The organism is Chloroflexota bacterium, from assembly GCA_034717495.1.
Taxonomy (GTDB): domain Bacteria; phylum Chloroflexota; class Anaerolineae; order JAAEKA01; family JAAEKA01; genus JAYELL01.
Genome location: JAYELL010000033.1, coordinates 61,182 through 76,731 on the forward strand (window position 1 = coordinate 61,182; position 15,550 = coordinate 76,731).

Genomic DNA, 15,550 nt, shown 5'->3' on the forward strand with positions numbered 1-15,550 from the left:
TACTGTTACCGGTTCCGGGACCGATAACAGTATACCACGAACCGGACAGTTGGTCAAGACCATCGATTCGATCCACGACACAAACGTGGCTTTGAAGCCTCAGGAGATCCGCGCATGACATCCGATGATCGCACCGTCCAACTAACCTGCGAATACAAGTCCAATCCTCTCGGAATCGACGAGCCAGGTCCCCGCCTGAGCTGGCAAATGCAGTCAACCCGGCGAGGCGCCCGACAAACAGCCTTTCAAGTCCGCGTGGCCCGATCGGCCGGGGCCCTGAAGGATAACAGCGATTCTCTCTGGGATAGCGGCAAGATCGCCAGTGATCGATCAATTCATGTAGCCTATGCCGGTACCTTGTTGGCCTCGGGTGAACAAGCGTGGTGGCAGGTCAGAGCGTGGAACGAACTGGACCAGGTCACCCCATGGAGCGATCTGGCCTGGTGGGAGATGGGTCTTCTGGAACGCCACGATTGGCAGGCGCAATGGATCCAGGGGCCTCTGGTCGGCGGCCGCTGGTCTTCCATTCCGGCACCCTTCTTTCGCAAGCCCTTCCACCTGGAGAAGCCGATCCAGACCGCCCGCCTTTATGTCACGGCTCTTGGGGTATACGAGTGTCAGATCAATGGGCGGCTTGTCGGCAGCGATGTGCTGATGCCCGGCTGGACCGATTTCCACAAACGGGTCCGCTATCAGGTTTACGATGTGAACAACCTGCTGGTACCCGGCGATAACGTGATCGGCGCAATCCTGGGCGATGGCTGGTATTGTGGCCATCTGGAATGGCGGGGGCGTCAGCTTTACGGTGACCGGCCCAGGCTCCTGGCACAGCTCGTGATAGATCACGACGATGGCAGCCGCTTGCTTGTCACCAGCGACCAGACCTGGCGCACGGCGGTAGGACCGCTGTTGGAGGGGGATCTCATCATGGGCGAAAGCTACGACGCCCGGCTCTCCTTCCCCGGCTGGTCAAGCCCCGATTTTGACGATTCCGGCTGGTTGCCCGCCCAGGTCTTCGATGACCCTGGTATCGCATTGGTCGCCACCGCCGGCCCACCAATGCGCCGCCACGGGGAATTGCATCCGATTTCTCAGCCCCAGGAGGTGCTGGCATGGCCCTCCTCTCATTGGCTCTTCGACTTCGGACAGAATCTGGTCGGGCGCGTCCGCCTCAAGGTGCAGGGCCTTGCCGGGACCACCATCACCCTCCGCTACGGCGAGATGCTCGATGAAAATGGCAAACTCTACACGGAGAACCTGCGAACCGCACGCCAGACGGACCACTACACCTTGAACGGGGATGGCGAAGAGCTTTGGCAGCCTCGCTTCACCTTCCATGGCTTTCGCTACGTCGAAGTACAGGGGTATCCCGGCAAACCCCCGGACGACCTTCTCAGCGCGGTCGTCCTGCATTCCGACATGCCCCGAACTGGCAGCTTCGAATGCTCCAATCCACTGGTCAATCAACTGCAACACAACATCCTCTGGGGACAGAAGGGCAACTTCCTGGATGTTCCCACCGACTGTCCCCAACGAGATGAACGACTGGGATGGACCGGTGATGCTCAGGTGTTTGTTCAGGCAGCAACCTTCAATATGGATGTTGCCAGCTTCTTCACAAAATGGCAGCAGGACCTGGCAGATTCCCAGCTTTCCAATGGCGGCATTCCCGCCGTAGCTCCCTCCACGCCCAAGACATCGTTCGAAGGGGGACAGGCATGGTCGGATGCGCTGCTGATCTGTCCATGGACGATATATCTCACCTATGGGGATCGCCGGCTGCTCGAACGGCATTATGACTCGTTTATTGCATTCATGGATTTCCTGGTGGCCGACAGCCCCGATCTGGTCAGGGGAGATCCGACGCGAGGCGAATGGACGGCCAACAACCAATGGCTGGCTGGCGGTTTCGGCGATTGGCTGGCCATGGACGACAGCGGGGAAAGGATTGGTGGCACATCCAAGGCGTTGATCGGAACCGCCTTTTTCGCCCACAGTGCCCATCTTTTGTCTCAGATTGCCCGCACCCTGGGCAGAATCGATGATGCCCATCGATTCGACCAGTTGTCGCAGAAGGTGCGCCAGGTGTTCATCGATCGATTTGTCACTGAGGAGGGCGACCTGGTCGGCCAGACCCAAACCGCTTATGTGCTGGCCTTGCACTTCGACCTGTTGCCCAAAGAGCTTCGACCCGGTATCGTTGATGCCCTTGTCGCCGACATCCAGCGACGCCAGATGCACCTCTCGACTGGCTTCGTTGGCACCCCCTACCTGCTTCATGTACTGAGCGATGAAGGCCATATCGATATCGCCTATTCACTACTGCTGCAGACCACGATTCCCTCGTGGCTGTACCCGGTAATCCAGGGCGCCACCACGATCTGGGAGCGCTGGGATGGGTGGACCCAAGACAACGGCTTTCAAGACCCGGACATGAATTCCTTCAACCACTATGCCTATGGGTCGGTGGGCACCTTCCTCTATCGCGCTGTCGCTGGCATCGATGTCGATCCAGCCCGCCCTGGCTTCAAACACATCCTCTTGCGGCCTCACATCGGCGGCCATCTTGAACATGCCAGGGCCAGCTATCAGTCACCTTACGGGCTCATCGAAAGCGGATGGCGCGTGGATGGCGATCGACTGCATTGGCAGGTCAGCGTGCCTCCCAATGCCACGGCAACAGCCTTCGTGCCCACAATAGATACCACCCATGTCCTGGAAAGCGCAATCCCGGTAACTCAGGCCGAAGGCCTATCGGTTGTCGGCATAGAGTCCGACGCCCTGGTCGTCACACTGGGTTCAGGCCAGTTCGAATTCGAATCAAGGTTGAGAACATGAAGAGAAGCGCAGCGCTTATGGCGCCATCCCATTGCGTCATCCCATACGGAAGGAGCATCTTTCCATGGTGAATCCACCCTTTACCCTCGGCGTCAACTACTGGCCTCGGCGCAAGGCTATGTTCTGGTGGTCCAATTTCGACTCCCGGGAAATCCGGGAGGAGTTTAGCCTGATTGCTGATTTGGGCATGTCGATGGTGCGCATCTTTTTACTCTGGGAGGACTGGCAGCCAACACCCGACAGTGTCAACCAGGATGCGTTGAACAACCTGGAGATCGTCTGTGACATCGCCCAGAACCTTGACCTGTCCCTCAATGTCACCTTTTTCACCGGTCATATGAGCGGGCCAAGCTGGGCACCAGGGTGGATGTTACTTCCGAATCAGACCATGCCTGCGCACATCCGCCAGGTGGTCAGCGATGGAAAAATCGTAGATTGTGCCTACCGGAACCAGTACAGCGATTCCATGCTGCTCAATGCCTCCGACCTGATGGTGGAAACCGTGGTCGCGCGCTTCAAGGATCATCCGGCGGTCGGCGTCTGGAATCTTGGCAATGAACCTGACCTGTTCGCCCTCCCGGACAATGCAGCTCAGGGTAAAAGTTGGACGCGGCACCTTACGAGCCTGATCAAAAGCATCGATCCAGCAACCCCTGTAACCTGCGGACTGCACGTCAATAGCCTTTTCGAAGACAACGGTCTCCGGATCAGCGACGTTTTCGCCGAAGTGGATTTCCCCGTGATGCATGGTTATCCCATGTACGTCGACTGGGCTCGCGGTCCACTGGACGCCTGGTATGTGCCATTTCTCTGCGCCCTGACCTCCGCACTCTCCGGTGGAAAGCCCACCCTTATGGAGGAGTTGGGCGGCTGCACCGAAGCCCCAGGGAAACCATCCTCCGTTTGGGCCTGGACCGAATATGGGAAACCAAGAACGCAATTCATGGCAGCTGAGGGTGAATTCGCTGATTATGTAGAGCAATTGTTACATAACTTGCCACAGGTCGGTGCTTCGGGGGCAGTCTTCTGGTGTTTCGCAGATTACCACCCCGACCTGTGGGACCGCCCCCCCTGCCTGGAAGCCTGGCACGAGCGTTTCTTTGGCCTGATGCGCCCCGACGGCTCCCTGAAACCCCATGCCGAAGTCATCAAGCGCTTCGCTACATCCCGACCCACCGTGCAACCGCCTCGCTATTCGATCGATCTGGATATCACCCCGGACCAGTACTATCACGATCCTCTGAAATACGTGCAGCGCTTCTATGCCGAGTTCCTTTCCCAGGTAGGCCAACCATTTCCTGTGCCTGCCGTTTGAACGTTGGGAGAGGTGCCAAGACACTCACTGGAGTTACTCACACAAGGAAAGTTGATTGCTCATGAAGGAATCGATCACTGCAGTGCTTCTGGGAGCCGGCCAACGCGGAGCCGATTCCTATGGCCCCTATGCCCTCGAATATCCTCAAGAACTTCGATTCGTTGCGGTCGCCGAGCCCGACCCAATCCGGCGAACACGATTTGCCGAGGCTCACGGAATCCCGAGCGAGCGCCAGTTCACCACATGGGAAGAGGTCGCTTCCCGGCCACAATTGGCCGATGCTCTCTTCAATTGCACCAAGGACCAGATGCATTACGCGTCCACAATGGGCGCCCTGGATACCGGCTATGATGTCCTGTTGGAAAAGCCCATGACCAACCGGTTGACTCCCACCGTTCAACTGGTTCAGCATGCCGAAAAACTGGGACGTCTGTTACAGGTCTGCCACGTCCTGCACTACACGACCTTCTTCTCCACCTTGCACGACATTCTGGAAAGCGGAAAGCTCGGCGACATCATCACGGTGGAGCACCGGGAAAATGTCGAGACCTATCACATGGCCCATAGTTTCGTCCGGGGAAACTGGCGCAACGCAGCGGAATCGAGCCCCATGATCCTCTCCAAATGCTGCCATGATCTGGATATCCTCACCTGGAATTTCGGTCACGGCCCCGAACGGCTGCAATCCTTCGGATCACTCCTGCACTTCCGACGCGATATGGCGCCAACCGGTGCCACTCAGCGCTGTACCGATGATTGCCCGGTGAGCGAGCAATGCCCCTTCGATGCACGCCGTCTTTATCTGGACATGGACCGGACAGGTTGGCCGGTAACGATGATCACCTCGGATCTGAGCTACCAGGGACGGCTTCAAGCGCTGGAAAGTGGCCCCTATGGGCGCTGCGTTTTCCACTGCGATAACACCGTGGTCGATCATCAAACGGTCAACCTTGAGTTTCCCGGCGGTGCGACCGCTGTTCTATTCATGCAAGGCCATTCGCACGAGGAAAGTCGCACCTTGCGTTACGACGGTACACGAGCCACGCTGCGCGGCAAGTTCACTTACAGGGGTGGTGTCATCGAGATCCACGACCATGTGACCGGCGCAATGGAGGTAATTCCCTGTGACGCTACCATGAGCGGCCACAGCGGAGGTGACTTCGGCATGGTGTCTGCCTTCCTGGAAACCATTCGAGGCAACGCAGCGCCCCTGACAAGGGCGCGCGTTGCGCTCGAAAGCCATATGATGGCCTTCGCGGCCGAAGAGTCCCGGAAAAAGGGCAAAGTAGTCGATATGGCGGTGTTTAGACGCCGCGCCGAAGAAGTAGCGTTGTCTGAGCAACAGGCCGGCAACTGAGACTCGCCATCACCGGTCAAAATTCTCCCTGAGCAATTTGCCCCTGGTTTTCCCCTGTGGTATACTGCCAGGCCGAGCGCGCTTTGCGCGCTCAAATTACGCACGCCACTCGCGGTCGTCTAAATCCGGCTGCGTGCTCCGTATTCCGCGGTACGGGGTAAACTGGATTACACGCGAGGGCGAACGACTAAACGCATTTTTCAGGAGGTATCTCGAACCGTGGCAGTAGTAAAAATGAAAGACCTGCTCGAAGCAGGCGTCCACTTTGGACACCGTACCCGCCGGTGGCATCCCAAGATGAAACCCTACCTTTTCACCGAGCGAAATGGTATCCATATTATCGACTTGCAGCAGACGATGCGGCAGATTGAGGCCGCCTACCAGCGTACCCGCAGTGTGGTCGCGTCAGGTGGCACTGTGCTCTTCGTCGGCACAAAACGTCAGGCCCAACAGAATGTCCAGGAAGCTGCGGAAAAGGCCGGCATGCCCTACGTCAATCAAAGATGGCTGGGTGGTACCCTTACCAACTTCCGCACCATCCGCCAGCGTGTCGATCATATGATCAAGCTGGAGCAACAAAAGGAACGTGGTGATTTCGATCTCTTGATCAAAAAGGAAGCCCTGCAGCAGCAACGGGAGATCGATAAGCTGCAACGGCGTCTTGGTGGCCTGCGTGATATGCGCCGCCTTCCTGATCTGGTATTCATCACCGATATCAATCGCGAAGACATTGCAGTTCGGGAAGCCAGCAAACTCGGTATCCCGATCATCGCCATGGTCGACACCAACGTCAATCCCGATCCCGTTGACCTGGTGATCCCGGCTAACGACGACGCGATTCGCGCCATCAAACTGATCACCAATGTCATATCGCAGGCAGCCCAGGAAGGTCGCCACATGCGTGAGGTGATCGAGGCCGATGAGGAGGAAGACTACAAGGCCGTAATCGACGAAGAGATCCAGGAACCTGAGATCTATCTCGGTCCCTCTACCCTGGCGAAACTCGCCAGCGGCGTGGGCGCTGCCAGTGACACCCCTGAGACAAAGGTGGTCGAGGTGGTCGCCGAAACCGAAACAACCGAAATAGTTGAAGAGACCGAAGTAGAAGGTGAAGTAATCGAAGAGACCGAGGTGGTAGAGCAAACCGAGGTGGCCGAGGAAGCTAAAAAAGAGGTGATCGCGGAAACCGAGGTCGACGAGGTGGCTGAGGTGGTCGAAGAAGTCGACGTGAATGAGAAAGAAGAAACAGCCACCGAGGAGCAGGAAGAAACCGAAGCGGTTGAAACTGCCTGAGCAGCTCTTTTTTACGTAGTAAACGAGGGCACCGGTGAATTTACCGCCGGTGCCCTAATTGCGAAAAGTTAACCAGGCGCGGCACAGCCAGAAACCCCATCCCCCTCCAGCGGCAGAGAACAGGAAAAACAAGCAACTGTACCCTGTCGCCAGGTCTGGTCTTCCGCGGTAGCCTTAGGTCTGGGGCAACAAGCTGTGACTGCCTGACGAACAAGATACAGGAGAAAAACGTTGACAGTTACAACAGCGATGGTAAAAGAACTGCGAGCTGCCACCGGCGCCGGCGTCCTTGACTGCAAGAACGCGCTGACTGAAGCCAATGGCAACTTCGACGAAGCGGTTGAGTTTCTGCGCAAGCAGGGACTTGCCACGGCCGCCAAGAAAGCCAGTCGCGAGGCCAATGAAGGCCTGATCGGCAATTATGTCCACATGGGATCCAAAGCCGCATCCATGATCGAGGTCAACTGTGAGACCGATTTCGTGGCACGGACTGATGACTTCCAGCAGCTTGTCAAGGATCTTGCGATGCAGATCGTGGCGCTCAAGCCCATCTATGTCAGTCGCGAGGATATCCCGGAAGAGGTCCTGCAAAAGGAACGAGAGATCTATGCAGCTCAGATGGCTGACTCGGGCAAGCCTGATCATATTCTCGATAAGATTGTCGAAGGAAAACTGGAGAAATACTATCAGGAAGTCTGCCTGGTAGACCAGCCCTTCGCCAAGGATGACTCGATGACCGTCGATGACCTGGTCACCCGGGCGATCGCCAAACTAGGCGAAAACATCGTCATCCGCCGCTTCACCCGCTACGAAGTAGGCGAATGAGACAGGTTTGATAGGCCGGAGGCCATGGCAGAATGGCTTCCGGCCCAACTTTAGCAGTTAGTAGCTGTTTGAAAAAGGGTCGAACCCATGGACAAGGCTTTTCAAACAGTGTCTTCGACACCAGCAGTTCAGGAGAAAGTGCCTTGAGCGAGCCCAAGTTTAGTCGTATCCTTCTTAAGATAGGTGGCGAATCGCTGGCTGGTCCCGAGGGTTATGGAATAGACCCTGAGCGAGCTGTTGATCTTGCCTATAAGGTCAAACAAGTCACGGATCTCGGTGTAGAGGTGGCCCTTGTCCTGGGTGCCGGCAATATCTGGCGTGGCAAAACCGGCCTGGCCCATGGCATGGAACGGGCCACCGCCGATCACATGGGGATGCTGGCCACGGTGATGAACGCCCTGGCCCTACAGGATGCTCTTGAACGTATCGGCGTAATCACGCGGGTCCAGACGTCCATCGAAATGCGTTCTCTGGCTGAGCCGTACATTCGATTGCGAGCCATCCGTCATCTTGAGAAAGGCAGGGTCGTGATCATCGGTGCCGGTACCGGAAACCCCTATTTCACCACCGACACTGCGGCAGCCCTGCGAGCAATGGAGGTGGGCGCCGATGTCCTGATCAAAGCCACCAAGGTTGACGCCGTCTACGATGACGATCCCCTGGAAAACCCCGATGCAACCCGGTTTGAGTTCCTGCCCTATCTCGATGCACTCAATCTTCGGGTGGGGGTGCTGGACAGCACAGCCATTACCCTTTCCATGGAGAATCACATGCCCATCTACGTGGTTGACTTGTGGCAGCCAGGCGTGTTAGAATCGGTGGTGATGGGCGAGCAAGTTGGCACCATCATCGCAGATGAAGCAGTTTGGCAAGAGCGACAGCCAGCCACGACCAACAGCCAGGAGCGCCAACGACGATGATTGACGACATCCTTCTTAACGCCGAAGATCGCATGGAGAAATCCATCGAGTCCCTGAACTTTGACCTTCGTACCATCCGTACAGGACGCGCAACTCCCGCGCTGGTGGAACATATCCCTGTAGACTACTATGGCGCACCGACACCGTTGAACCAACTGGCAGTCATCGGTGTGCCCGAACCGCGCCTCATTGTGATTCGCCCCTTCAACCCTGGCGACATTGGCGACATCCAAAAGGCCATTTTGCGCTCCGATCTGGGAATCACACCCTCTAACGACAGCAAGGTGATTCGTCTGGCAATCCCACAGCTGACCGAAGAACGTCGCAAGGAATTGGTGCGCCAGGTGGGAAAACGGGTGGAAGAAGCCCGGATTTCGATCCGCAACATCCGCCGGGATGCCAATGAGGAACTCAAGTCAGCCGAAAAATCCAAGGATATCCCGGAGGACGACTTCTATTGGGGTCGAGACGAAATCCAGGAACTGGTCGACCGAATGATCGAACAGATCGATGGGATCGGTGAGGCCAAGGAGAAAGAGATCCTGGAAATCTGATCCAGTTTCCCGGAAGCGGACCTATGACCTCGAACGACGAGACCAACGGTACACAGGTGATGGCGGGACAACTGCGGATTCCCCATCATGTCGGTATCATTATGGATGGCAATGGCCGCTGGGCGCAAGAGCAGGGATTGCCCCGCTTTATGGGCCATAGAGCCGGTACCGACAATATTCGTCAGGTCCTGGAGGCATCTGTTGGGTTCGGGATCAAAGTGCTCACCATCTACGCGTTTTCGACGGAAAACTGGGGCCGACCACCGGCGGAAGTGCGAGGCCTGATGCGGCTGCTCAGCCGCACGATCGAAGAGCAACTCCAGGAACTCCATGAAAACGGCGTCCAAATCCGCCACAGTGGTAGTCTCGTGGGCATTTCCGAGCCACTGAAAAAGCAGATCACCCGGGCTCTGGAACTGACCAGCAACAACGACCGGATCATTCTCAACGTCGCGTTCAACTATGGCGGTCGAGCCGAGATCATCGACGGCATCCGGCGCGTCATCGAGGATGGCCTTGCCCCGGAACAGATCACCGAGGACATCTTCAGCCATTACCTCTACACCCACGATCTTCCAGATGCCGATCTGATCATCCGCACGGGCGGCGAGTACCGGTTAAGCAACTTCCTGATCTGGCAGGCAGCTTACGCCGAATACTACGCCACACCCACCTACTGGCCAGATTTCGACGAGGCCGAATTGAGAAAAGCCCTTGAAGCTTTCAGCGATCGGGACCGGCGCTTCGGCCATGTCCAGGTGACCTGACCCGTGCTCCGCACCCGCGTCCTCAGTGCCGCCGTCTTGATGGTCGTCGTGGCTGTCCCTGCGGTCCTTGGTGGCCTGCCTTTCTTTGCACTGATCGCTGCCGTGGGCGTCCTCGCCACCTGGGAACATGTCAACCTCTTTCGGCAAGGTGGCTATGAGCCAAGCCTTGTCCTCGCAATCATCCTTACCCTGTTATTCATTGTCCAGGGCCAGTGGAGCGATCTCTTTCCGCTGAGCCTGGTGTTGACCGTGGCGGTCATCGGGTCTATCTTCTGGAGTCTCTTTCACAATTCCGAGACCCCTGCTACCGACTGGGCCATCGCGCTGGCTGGTTCCCTTTACCTGGGCTGGTTGCTCAGTCAATTCGTCCGCCTGCGCGCTCTTGAAGATGGCCTTTTCTGGCTCCTGGTGGGAGCAATCGCTATCTGGGCGGCCGACGTAACCGCCTATTTTGCCGGTCGCGCCTTCGGACGGCATCCCTGGTGGCCCAGGCATAGTCCCAAAAAAACCTGGGAAGGCTACCTTTCAGGCGCGGTTGCCAGCACACTTTCCAGCGCCCTGCTTGGTCACTGGCTACTGGGCCTTGGCTGGCTCGAAGGCGCTGCACTGGGTTTACTGATTGGGTTGGTCGCGCCGCTGGGTGATTTGGCTGAGTCGATGATTAAGCGCCAGGTAGGCGCCAAAGACTCCAGCAATCTGATCCCCGGCCACGGCGGCATCCTCGATCGCATAGATAGCCTTCTGGTAACGATCCCTCTGGTATTTTTCTGGGCATCGCTGATGCCGCGTTGGCCAATCTAATCTGTCAGCCCGCCCTTGTCATTATCCGTAGTTCAGCCGACCATCCCCGGTCAATCTGAGGAAGGACTCAATGACTACAGCACAAGTTGCCGTTGCGCCACCCCCTCAACCGTCTCGCCTTTCCGTCCTGTCGTGGGCCCTTTACGACCTGGCCAACACGATCTTCTCCATGAACATCGTCTCCCTCTATTTCGGCCTTTGGGTCGTCAATCAGATGGGAGGCAATGACGCCGATTACGGCAATGCCAACAGCATCTCGATGGCGTTGATGTTTTTCACCGCGCCGATTTTGGGTGCGCTTTCTGATCAGGCGGGGCGTCGCATGCCCTTCCTCATTGTCACAACCCTGCTCTGCGTGGGCTTCACCGCGCTGCTGGGAACCTGGGGACTGATGATCAGCCTGTTGCTCTTCATCGTCGCAAACTACATGTTCCAGGCCGGCCTGATCTTCTACGACTCGTTATTACCCGTCGTCAGCACCGAGGAAAACCGGGGGCGAGTTGGCGGCCTGGGGATCGGCCTGGGTTACATGGGCTCCTTCATTGGCGTGGGAGCCGGACTGCTGCTCCTGGACAGGATTGGCTACACAGGAATCTTCCGCCTGACCGCAGTTCTCTTTCTGGTCTTTGCCATACCTTGTTTCATCTTCGTCAAGGAACGGACAACCCGGGGGAAACGCGGCCTGGTTGAAATCGGACGGGCAGCGATCAATCAAACCTATGTCCAGGGCTTTCGAAGAATCAACAACTGGACTCGCTACTTCGGACTCTGGGCTGTTCTGGGCATCCTGCAGGGTTTGCTGGTTACCGGATTGCTGGCACTGGCAGGGAGCCAGGTCGCCTGGTGGTATCCGATCATAGGTATCGGTGTCGGCCTGGTCCAATCGATTATCCTGATGCCCGTGGTAGGCCCCGTCCTGCACGCCACCCGTTACGAGGGGCTACCCCGTTTTCTTTTGGGGCGGGTCTTCTACACCGATCCTGTCAACACGGTAATCGTATTCATGGGCATCTACGTCACTAACGAGGTCGGCTTCAGCGATGATCAGGCCCAGTACCTGCTGCTCATATCCATTGTCTTCGCCGTGATCGGAGGTCTGCTGTGGGGAGTGGTCGTCGATAAGATCGGTCCCAAACGCAGCCTCAACATGGTGCTGGTGCTCTGGATGGTGGTGTTGGCCCTGGCTGCCTTAATCGCCATGATGGACCTGTCTCCCTGGCTGTTTTGGGTCGTAGGCACCCTGGCAGGGATTGCTCTGGGCGGCACCTGGGCCGCCGATCGTCCCTACATGCTGCGACTGGCTCCACCCCGTTTCATCGGTGAATTCTATGGGCTGTACAGCATGGTGGGCCGCTTTGGCAGCATCATCGGTCCCTTCATGTGGGGCTACATTGCCGAAACCATCGGGCTGGGACGACCGATGGCCATCCTTAGCCTGCTGGTTTTCATCGTCATCGCTTTCGTGATCCTGCAGGGAATCGACGAATCGCCAAGAGACTGGCCCGCAGAGTTGAAGGAATCGGTGTCCACCTGAGCGCAAGGGGCCCGACGCTCTCTGCAAGCCACCAAACCTGACTTTCACTTGTCGACCGTTCCTGTGTTATAATCGGCCCGCGTCAAAGCTGACCCGGGATCATGTCCGATGGATCATCAAGGAGGAGTTCATCCATGGCTGAACAACCCGATCGCAATCTCGCTTTAGATCTTGTCCGCGTAACCGAAGCCGCTGCCCTGGCAGCCTCCCGCTGGATGGGTCGTGGCGACAAAATTGCCGCCGATCAGGCCGCCGTCGATGCCATGCGTTTGATCCTTAACTCCATCGATATGAACAGTATCATCGTAATCGGGGAAGGGGAAAAGGACGAAGCGCCCATGCTCTTCAACGAAGAGGAGTTGGGCACCGGCGCAGGGCCCGAAATGGACATTGCTGTCGACCCCATCGATGGTACCACCTTGACGGCCAAGGGTGGCTCAGGAGCGCTGGCCGTGGTGGCTCTTTCCGAACGGGGCAGCATGTACTCACCAGGCAGTCTGGTTTACATGGATAAGATTGCAGTTGGGCCTGAAGCCAGCCACGTGATCGATATCAACCAACCGGCCGCCTACAATCTGCACGCGGTCGCTCACGCCGTCGGAAAACAGGTTGACGACCTTACAGTAATGATCCTGGACCGCCCTCGCCATGAAGAACTTATCGGCCAGGTGCGCGACGTCGGGGCGCGCATCCGTCTCATCGCAGACGGGGATGTGGCTGGCTCCATTGCAGCAGCCAGTCCGGACACGGGCATCGATGTTCTACTGGGAGTCGGCGGCTCACCCGAGGCAGTCATCACGGCAGCAGCACTGAAATGCATGGGAGGCGGCATGCAGTGCAAACTCTGGCCCCGCAACGATGACGAACGACGCTATGCCGAGCAGCATGGACACGACCTGAACAAGGTGTTCGGAATCGATGACCTGGTTGCCAGTGACAATGTCTTTTTCGCCGCCACCGGCATCACCGACGGCGAACTCCTTGAAGGTGTCCGCTACATGCGCGGCGGTGCCAGCACCTCTTCTATCGTCATGCGCTCCAGGTCGGGCACGATCCGGACCATCGTCTCGCAGCACCGCTGGGATAAACTGATGCGTATCAGCCAGATCAGTTACGCCAGTTCTGATCTCGCCATGCCAGATTGAACTTGGTTTTCCACCGACACAAACTCTCTTTCGATACGGAGAAGAATCATGGACCGCGAAATAATCAAGACGACGGCAGCGCCTGCCGCGGTTGGCCCTTACTCGCAGGCAGTTCGGGTGGGAGACCTGGTATTCACCGCTGGACAGATTGGAATCGATCCCCAAACCGGCGACATGGCTGAAGGGCTGGAAGCGCAGACTCGACAGGTGCTATCCAATCTCAAGGCTGTGCTTACAGCGGCGGGAAGCAGTGTCGACGGTGTCGTCAAGACCACCGTGTACCTTCAAAACATGGCGGATTTCACCGCCATGAATGCCATTTACGGCGAGGTTTTCGCCAGCGCGCCACCTGCCAGATCGACGGTGCAGGCGGCAGGCCTGCCCCTGGGCGCCTTGGTCGAAGTCGAGGCCATTGCCCTGTGTGAGAAATAGGCAATTGAGGGTATGATCGCGTCCCTCTTCCGAACAATCTTCTGCTTGCCATTTGAAAGATTATCCGTTATAATCATGCGACACTCTTGGAGGAGAAGCATTAAAACCATATGAATGATTCCAGCAAAGTTGTACCGGTCCCGGAAGAGGACATGGCTGAAGGGGCTAGCGCAACCACGCCTGAAGCCGAGGCCGAATCGCAGGTGAACTCGACGGACGTCACTGAGGCCACCTCTGTTGAGCCGAACGGCGAAGCCATGCCTGAGGAAATCGTCGCTGAAGAAGCCGAAGCGGTTGCCGAAGCAGAGGTTGAAGTGGAAGTCGAGGCAGAGGTAGTCGCCGAGGCGGAAGCTGAGGTCGAGGCTGAAGCCGAAGCGGTTGCCGAAGCAGAGGCTGAAGTGGAAGTCGAGGCAGAGGTAGTCACCGAGGCGGAAGCTGAGGTCGAGGCTGAAGCCGAAGCGGTTGCCGAAGCAGAGGTTGAAGTGGAAGTCGAGGCAGAGGTAGTCGCCGAGGCGGAAGCTGAGGTCGAGGCTGAAGCCGAAGCAGAGGTTGAAGCGGCAGATGAAGATGATGTAGAATTCGATCTCGAGTCCATCGAGTCCACGGAAATCTCAATGGAAGAATTCGTGGCAGATTTCGAATTCAAGCCGCTGCGCTCCGGTGAAATCCGCGACGGCGTCGTCGTTAGCATTACCCCCAGCGAGATTCTGGTCGACGTTGGTGCCAAGTCCGAGGGCTTCATCCACAACCGTGAGATGGAGCGCATGGGCAAGGAATACCGGGAAAGCCTCAACGTGGGCGATCCGGTCGTCGTTTATGTGGTCCGGCCCGAAGACCGCGATGGCAATGTTGTTTTGTCTCTCAGCCGCGCCCAGCAGGAACGCGATTGGCGTGAAGCAGAGGTATTCCTGGAGTCTGGCCAGATATTTGAAAGCAGCGTAATTGGCTTCAATCGCGGCGGAGTTATCTGTCGTTTGGGCAAAGTACGCGGCTTCATCCCCGCTTCCCAGTTGGTCACAAAACCCGAACGTCCGGCCGAAGGTGGCGAAGAGGACCGCTGGTCCGGTCTGGTTGGCGAAAATCTGTGGCTGAAGGTCGTTGAGTTGGATCGTCGACGCAACCGCCTGATTCTCTCCGAGCGACTGGCCGTTCGCGACCGTCGGCGCCAAAAAAAGGAAGAGTTGCTCAGTGAGTTGAAGAAGGGCGACGTCCGAAAGGGCCGCGTTAGCAGTCTGGCGAAATTCGGAGCATTTGTCGACCTGGGTGGTGCTGATGGTCTGGTCCACGTTTCCGAGCTTTCCTGGTCCCGGGTCAACCACCCCAGCGAGGTCGTCAGCGTCGGCGACGAGGTTGAGGTCTATGTGTTGAACGTCGACCCGGAACGCCGGAGGATTGGTCTGAGCATGCGGCGCATCGAGCCCGAACCGTGGAGCGTCGTGCATGATCGCTATGCCGTGGGTCAGATCGTGGACGGCGTGATCACCAAGCTAGCCAGCTTTGGTGCCTTTGCCCGCATCGACGGTATGATCGAAGGACTGATCCACATCTCCGAACTGGCCAACCATCGAGTGACTCATCCTAAAGAGGTGGTCAGCGAGGGCGATGCCTTGAGTCTTCGCATTATTCGCATCGACCCGGCCCGCCGGCGCATGGGTTTGAGCCTCAAACGCGCTACCGAGGATGAGTATGCCGAGTTGGACTGGCGCGAAGGGGAAGATAATGTCGAGCCAGTCACGGCCGAGAAGGACGAGGATGAAGTAACGGACAGC

12 protein-coding genes and 1 pseudogene are annotated in these 15,550 nt (G+C 57.4%); all 13 read left to right on the top strand.

All coding sequences use genetic code 11. The features are described 5' to 3' along the window. Positions 1–114: 114 nt before the first annotated feature. Positions 115–2,838, top strand: a complete 2,724-nt coding sequence (locus U9R25_06500; protein ID MEA3335544.1) for a glycoside hydrolase family 78 protein — start codon at positions 115–117, stop codon at positions 2,836–2,838. Positions 2,839–2,902: 64 nt separating this feature from the next. Beyond that, a complete protein-coding gene (locus U9R25_06505; protein MEA3335545.1) occupies positions 2,903–4,153 on the top strand; it encodes a glycoside hydrolase family 2 TIM barrel-domain containing protein in 1,251 nt (416 codons plus the stop codon). Positions 4,154–4,214: 61 nt separating this feature from the next. Further along, positions 4,215–5,510, top strand: coding sequence for a Gfo/Idh/MocA family oxidoreductase (locus tag U9R25_06510; GenBank protein MEA3335546.1), 1,296 nt, complete (start codon positions 4,215–4,217; stop codon positions 5,508–5,510). 219 nt (positions 5,511–5,729) lie between these two features. Beyond that, a pseudogene (gene rpsB, locus U9R25_06515) lies at positions 5,730–6,401 on the top strand (30S ribosomal protein S2). Positions 6,402–7,034: 633 nt separating this feature from the next. After that, a complete protein-coding gene (gene tsf, locus U9R25_06520; GenBank protein ID MEA3335547.1) occupies positions 7,035–7,628 on the top strand; it encodes a translation elongation factor Ts in 594 nt (197 codons plus the stop codon). 143 nt (positions 7,629–7,771) lie between these two features. Next, on the top strand, positions 7,772–8,548 hold the full coding sequence (gene pyrH, locus U9R25_06525) for a UMP kinase (GenBank protein MEA3335548.1): 777 nt from the start codon (positions 7,772–7,774) through the stop codon (positions 8,546–8,548). Further along, positions 8,545–9,102, top strand: a complete 558-nt coding sequence (frr, locus tag U9R25_06530) for a ribosome recycling factor (GenBank protein MEA3335549.1) — start codon at positions 8,545–8,547, stop codon at positions 9,100–9,102. Before pyrH ends, frr begins: the two co-directional genes overlap by 4 nt. Positions 9,103–9,125: 23 nt before the next feature. After that, positions 9,126–9,869 carry a polyprenyl diphosphate synthase gene (uppS, locus tag U9R25_06535; GenBank protein ID MEA3335550.1) on the top strand — a complete coding sequence of 248 codons (744 nt, stop codon included), beginning with the start codon at positions 9,126–9,128 and terminating at the stop codon, positions 9,867–9,869. Positions 9,870–9,872: 3 nt separating this feature from the next. Beyond that, entirely contained in the window at positions 9,873–10,670 is a 798-nt protein-coding gene (locus U9R25_06540; GenBank protein MEA3335551.1) for a phosphatidate cytidylyltransferase, read from the top strand. Positions 10,671–10,740: 70 nt separating this feature from the next. Next, positions 10,741–12,204 carry an MFS transporter gene (locus U9R25_06545; GenBank protein ID MEA3335552.1) on the top strand — a complete coding sequence of 488 codons (1,464 nt, stop codon included), beginning with the start codon at positions 10,741–10,743 and terminating at the stop codon, positions 12,202–12,204. A gap of 134 nt (positions 12,205–12,338) precedes the next feature. After that, positions 12,339–13,349, top strand: coding sequence for a class II fructose-bisphosphatase (gene glpX / locus U9R25_06550; protein MEA3335553.1), 1,011 nt, complete (start codon positions 12,339–12,341; stop codon positions 13,347–13,349). 48 nt (positions 13,350–13,397) lie between these two features. Next, positions 13,398–13,781: a RidA family protein gene (locus tag U9R25_06555; GenBank protein MEA3335554.1), complete on the top strand. Its 384-nt coding sequence runs from the start codon at positions 13,398–13,400 to the stop codon at positions 13,779–13,781. 110 nt (positions 13,782–13,891) lie between these two features. Further along, the coding region (locus U9R25_06560) for a S1 RNA-binding domain-containing protein (GenBank protein MEA3335555.1) at positions 13,892–15,550 on the top strand (1,659 nt) is incomplete at its 3' end.

Coding starts and splice junctions, on each gene's coding strand:
- U9R25_06500 (MEA3335544.1), top strand. CDS start 115: ATGACATCCGATGATCGCACCGTCCAACTAACCTGCGAATACAAGTCC.
- U9R25_06505 (MEA3335545.1), top strand. CDS start 2,903: ATGGTGAATCCACCCTTTACCCTCGGCGTCAACTACTGGCCTCGGCGC.
- U9R25_06510 (MEA3335546.1), top strand. CDS start 4,215: ATGAAGGAATCGATCACTGCAGTGCTTCTGGGAGCCGGCCAACGCGGA.
- frr (MEA3335549.1), top strand. CDS start 8,545: ATGATTGACGACATCCTTCTTAACGCCGAAGATCGCATGGAGAAATCC.
- uppS (MEA3335550.1), top strand. CDS start 9,126: ATGACCTCGAACGACGAGACCAACGGTACACAGGTGATGGCGGGACAA.
- U9R25_06545 (MEA3335552.1), top strand. CDS start 10,741: ATGACTACAGCACAAGTTGCCGTTGCGCCACCCCCTCAACCGTCTCGC.
- glpX (MEA3335553.1), top strand. CDS start 12,339: ATGGCTGAACAACCCGATCGCAATCTCGCTTTAGATCTTGTCCGCGTA.
- U9R25_06555 (MEA3335554.1), top strand. CDS start 13,398: ATGGACCGCGAAATAATCAAGACGACGGCAGCGCCTGCCGCGGTTGGC.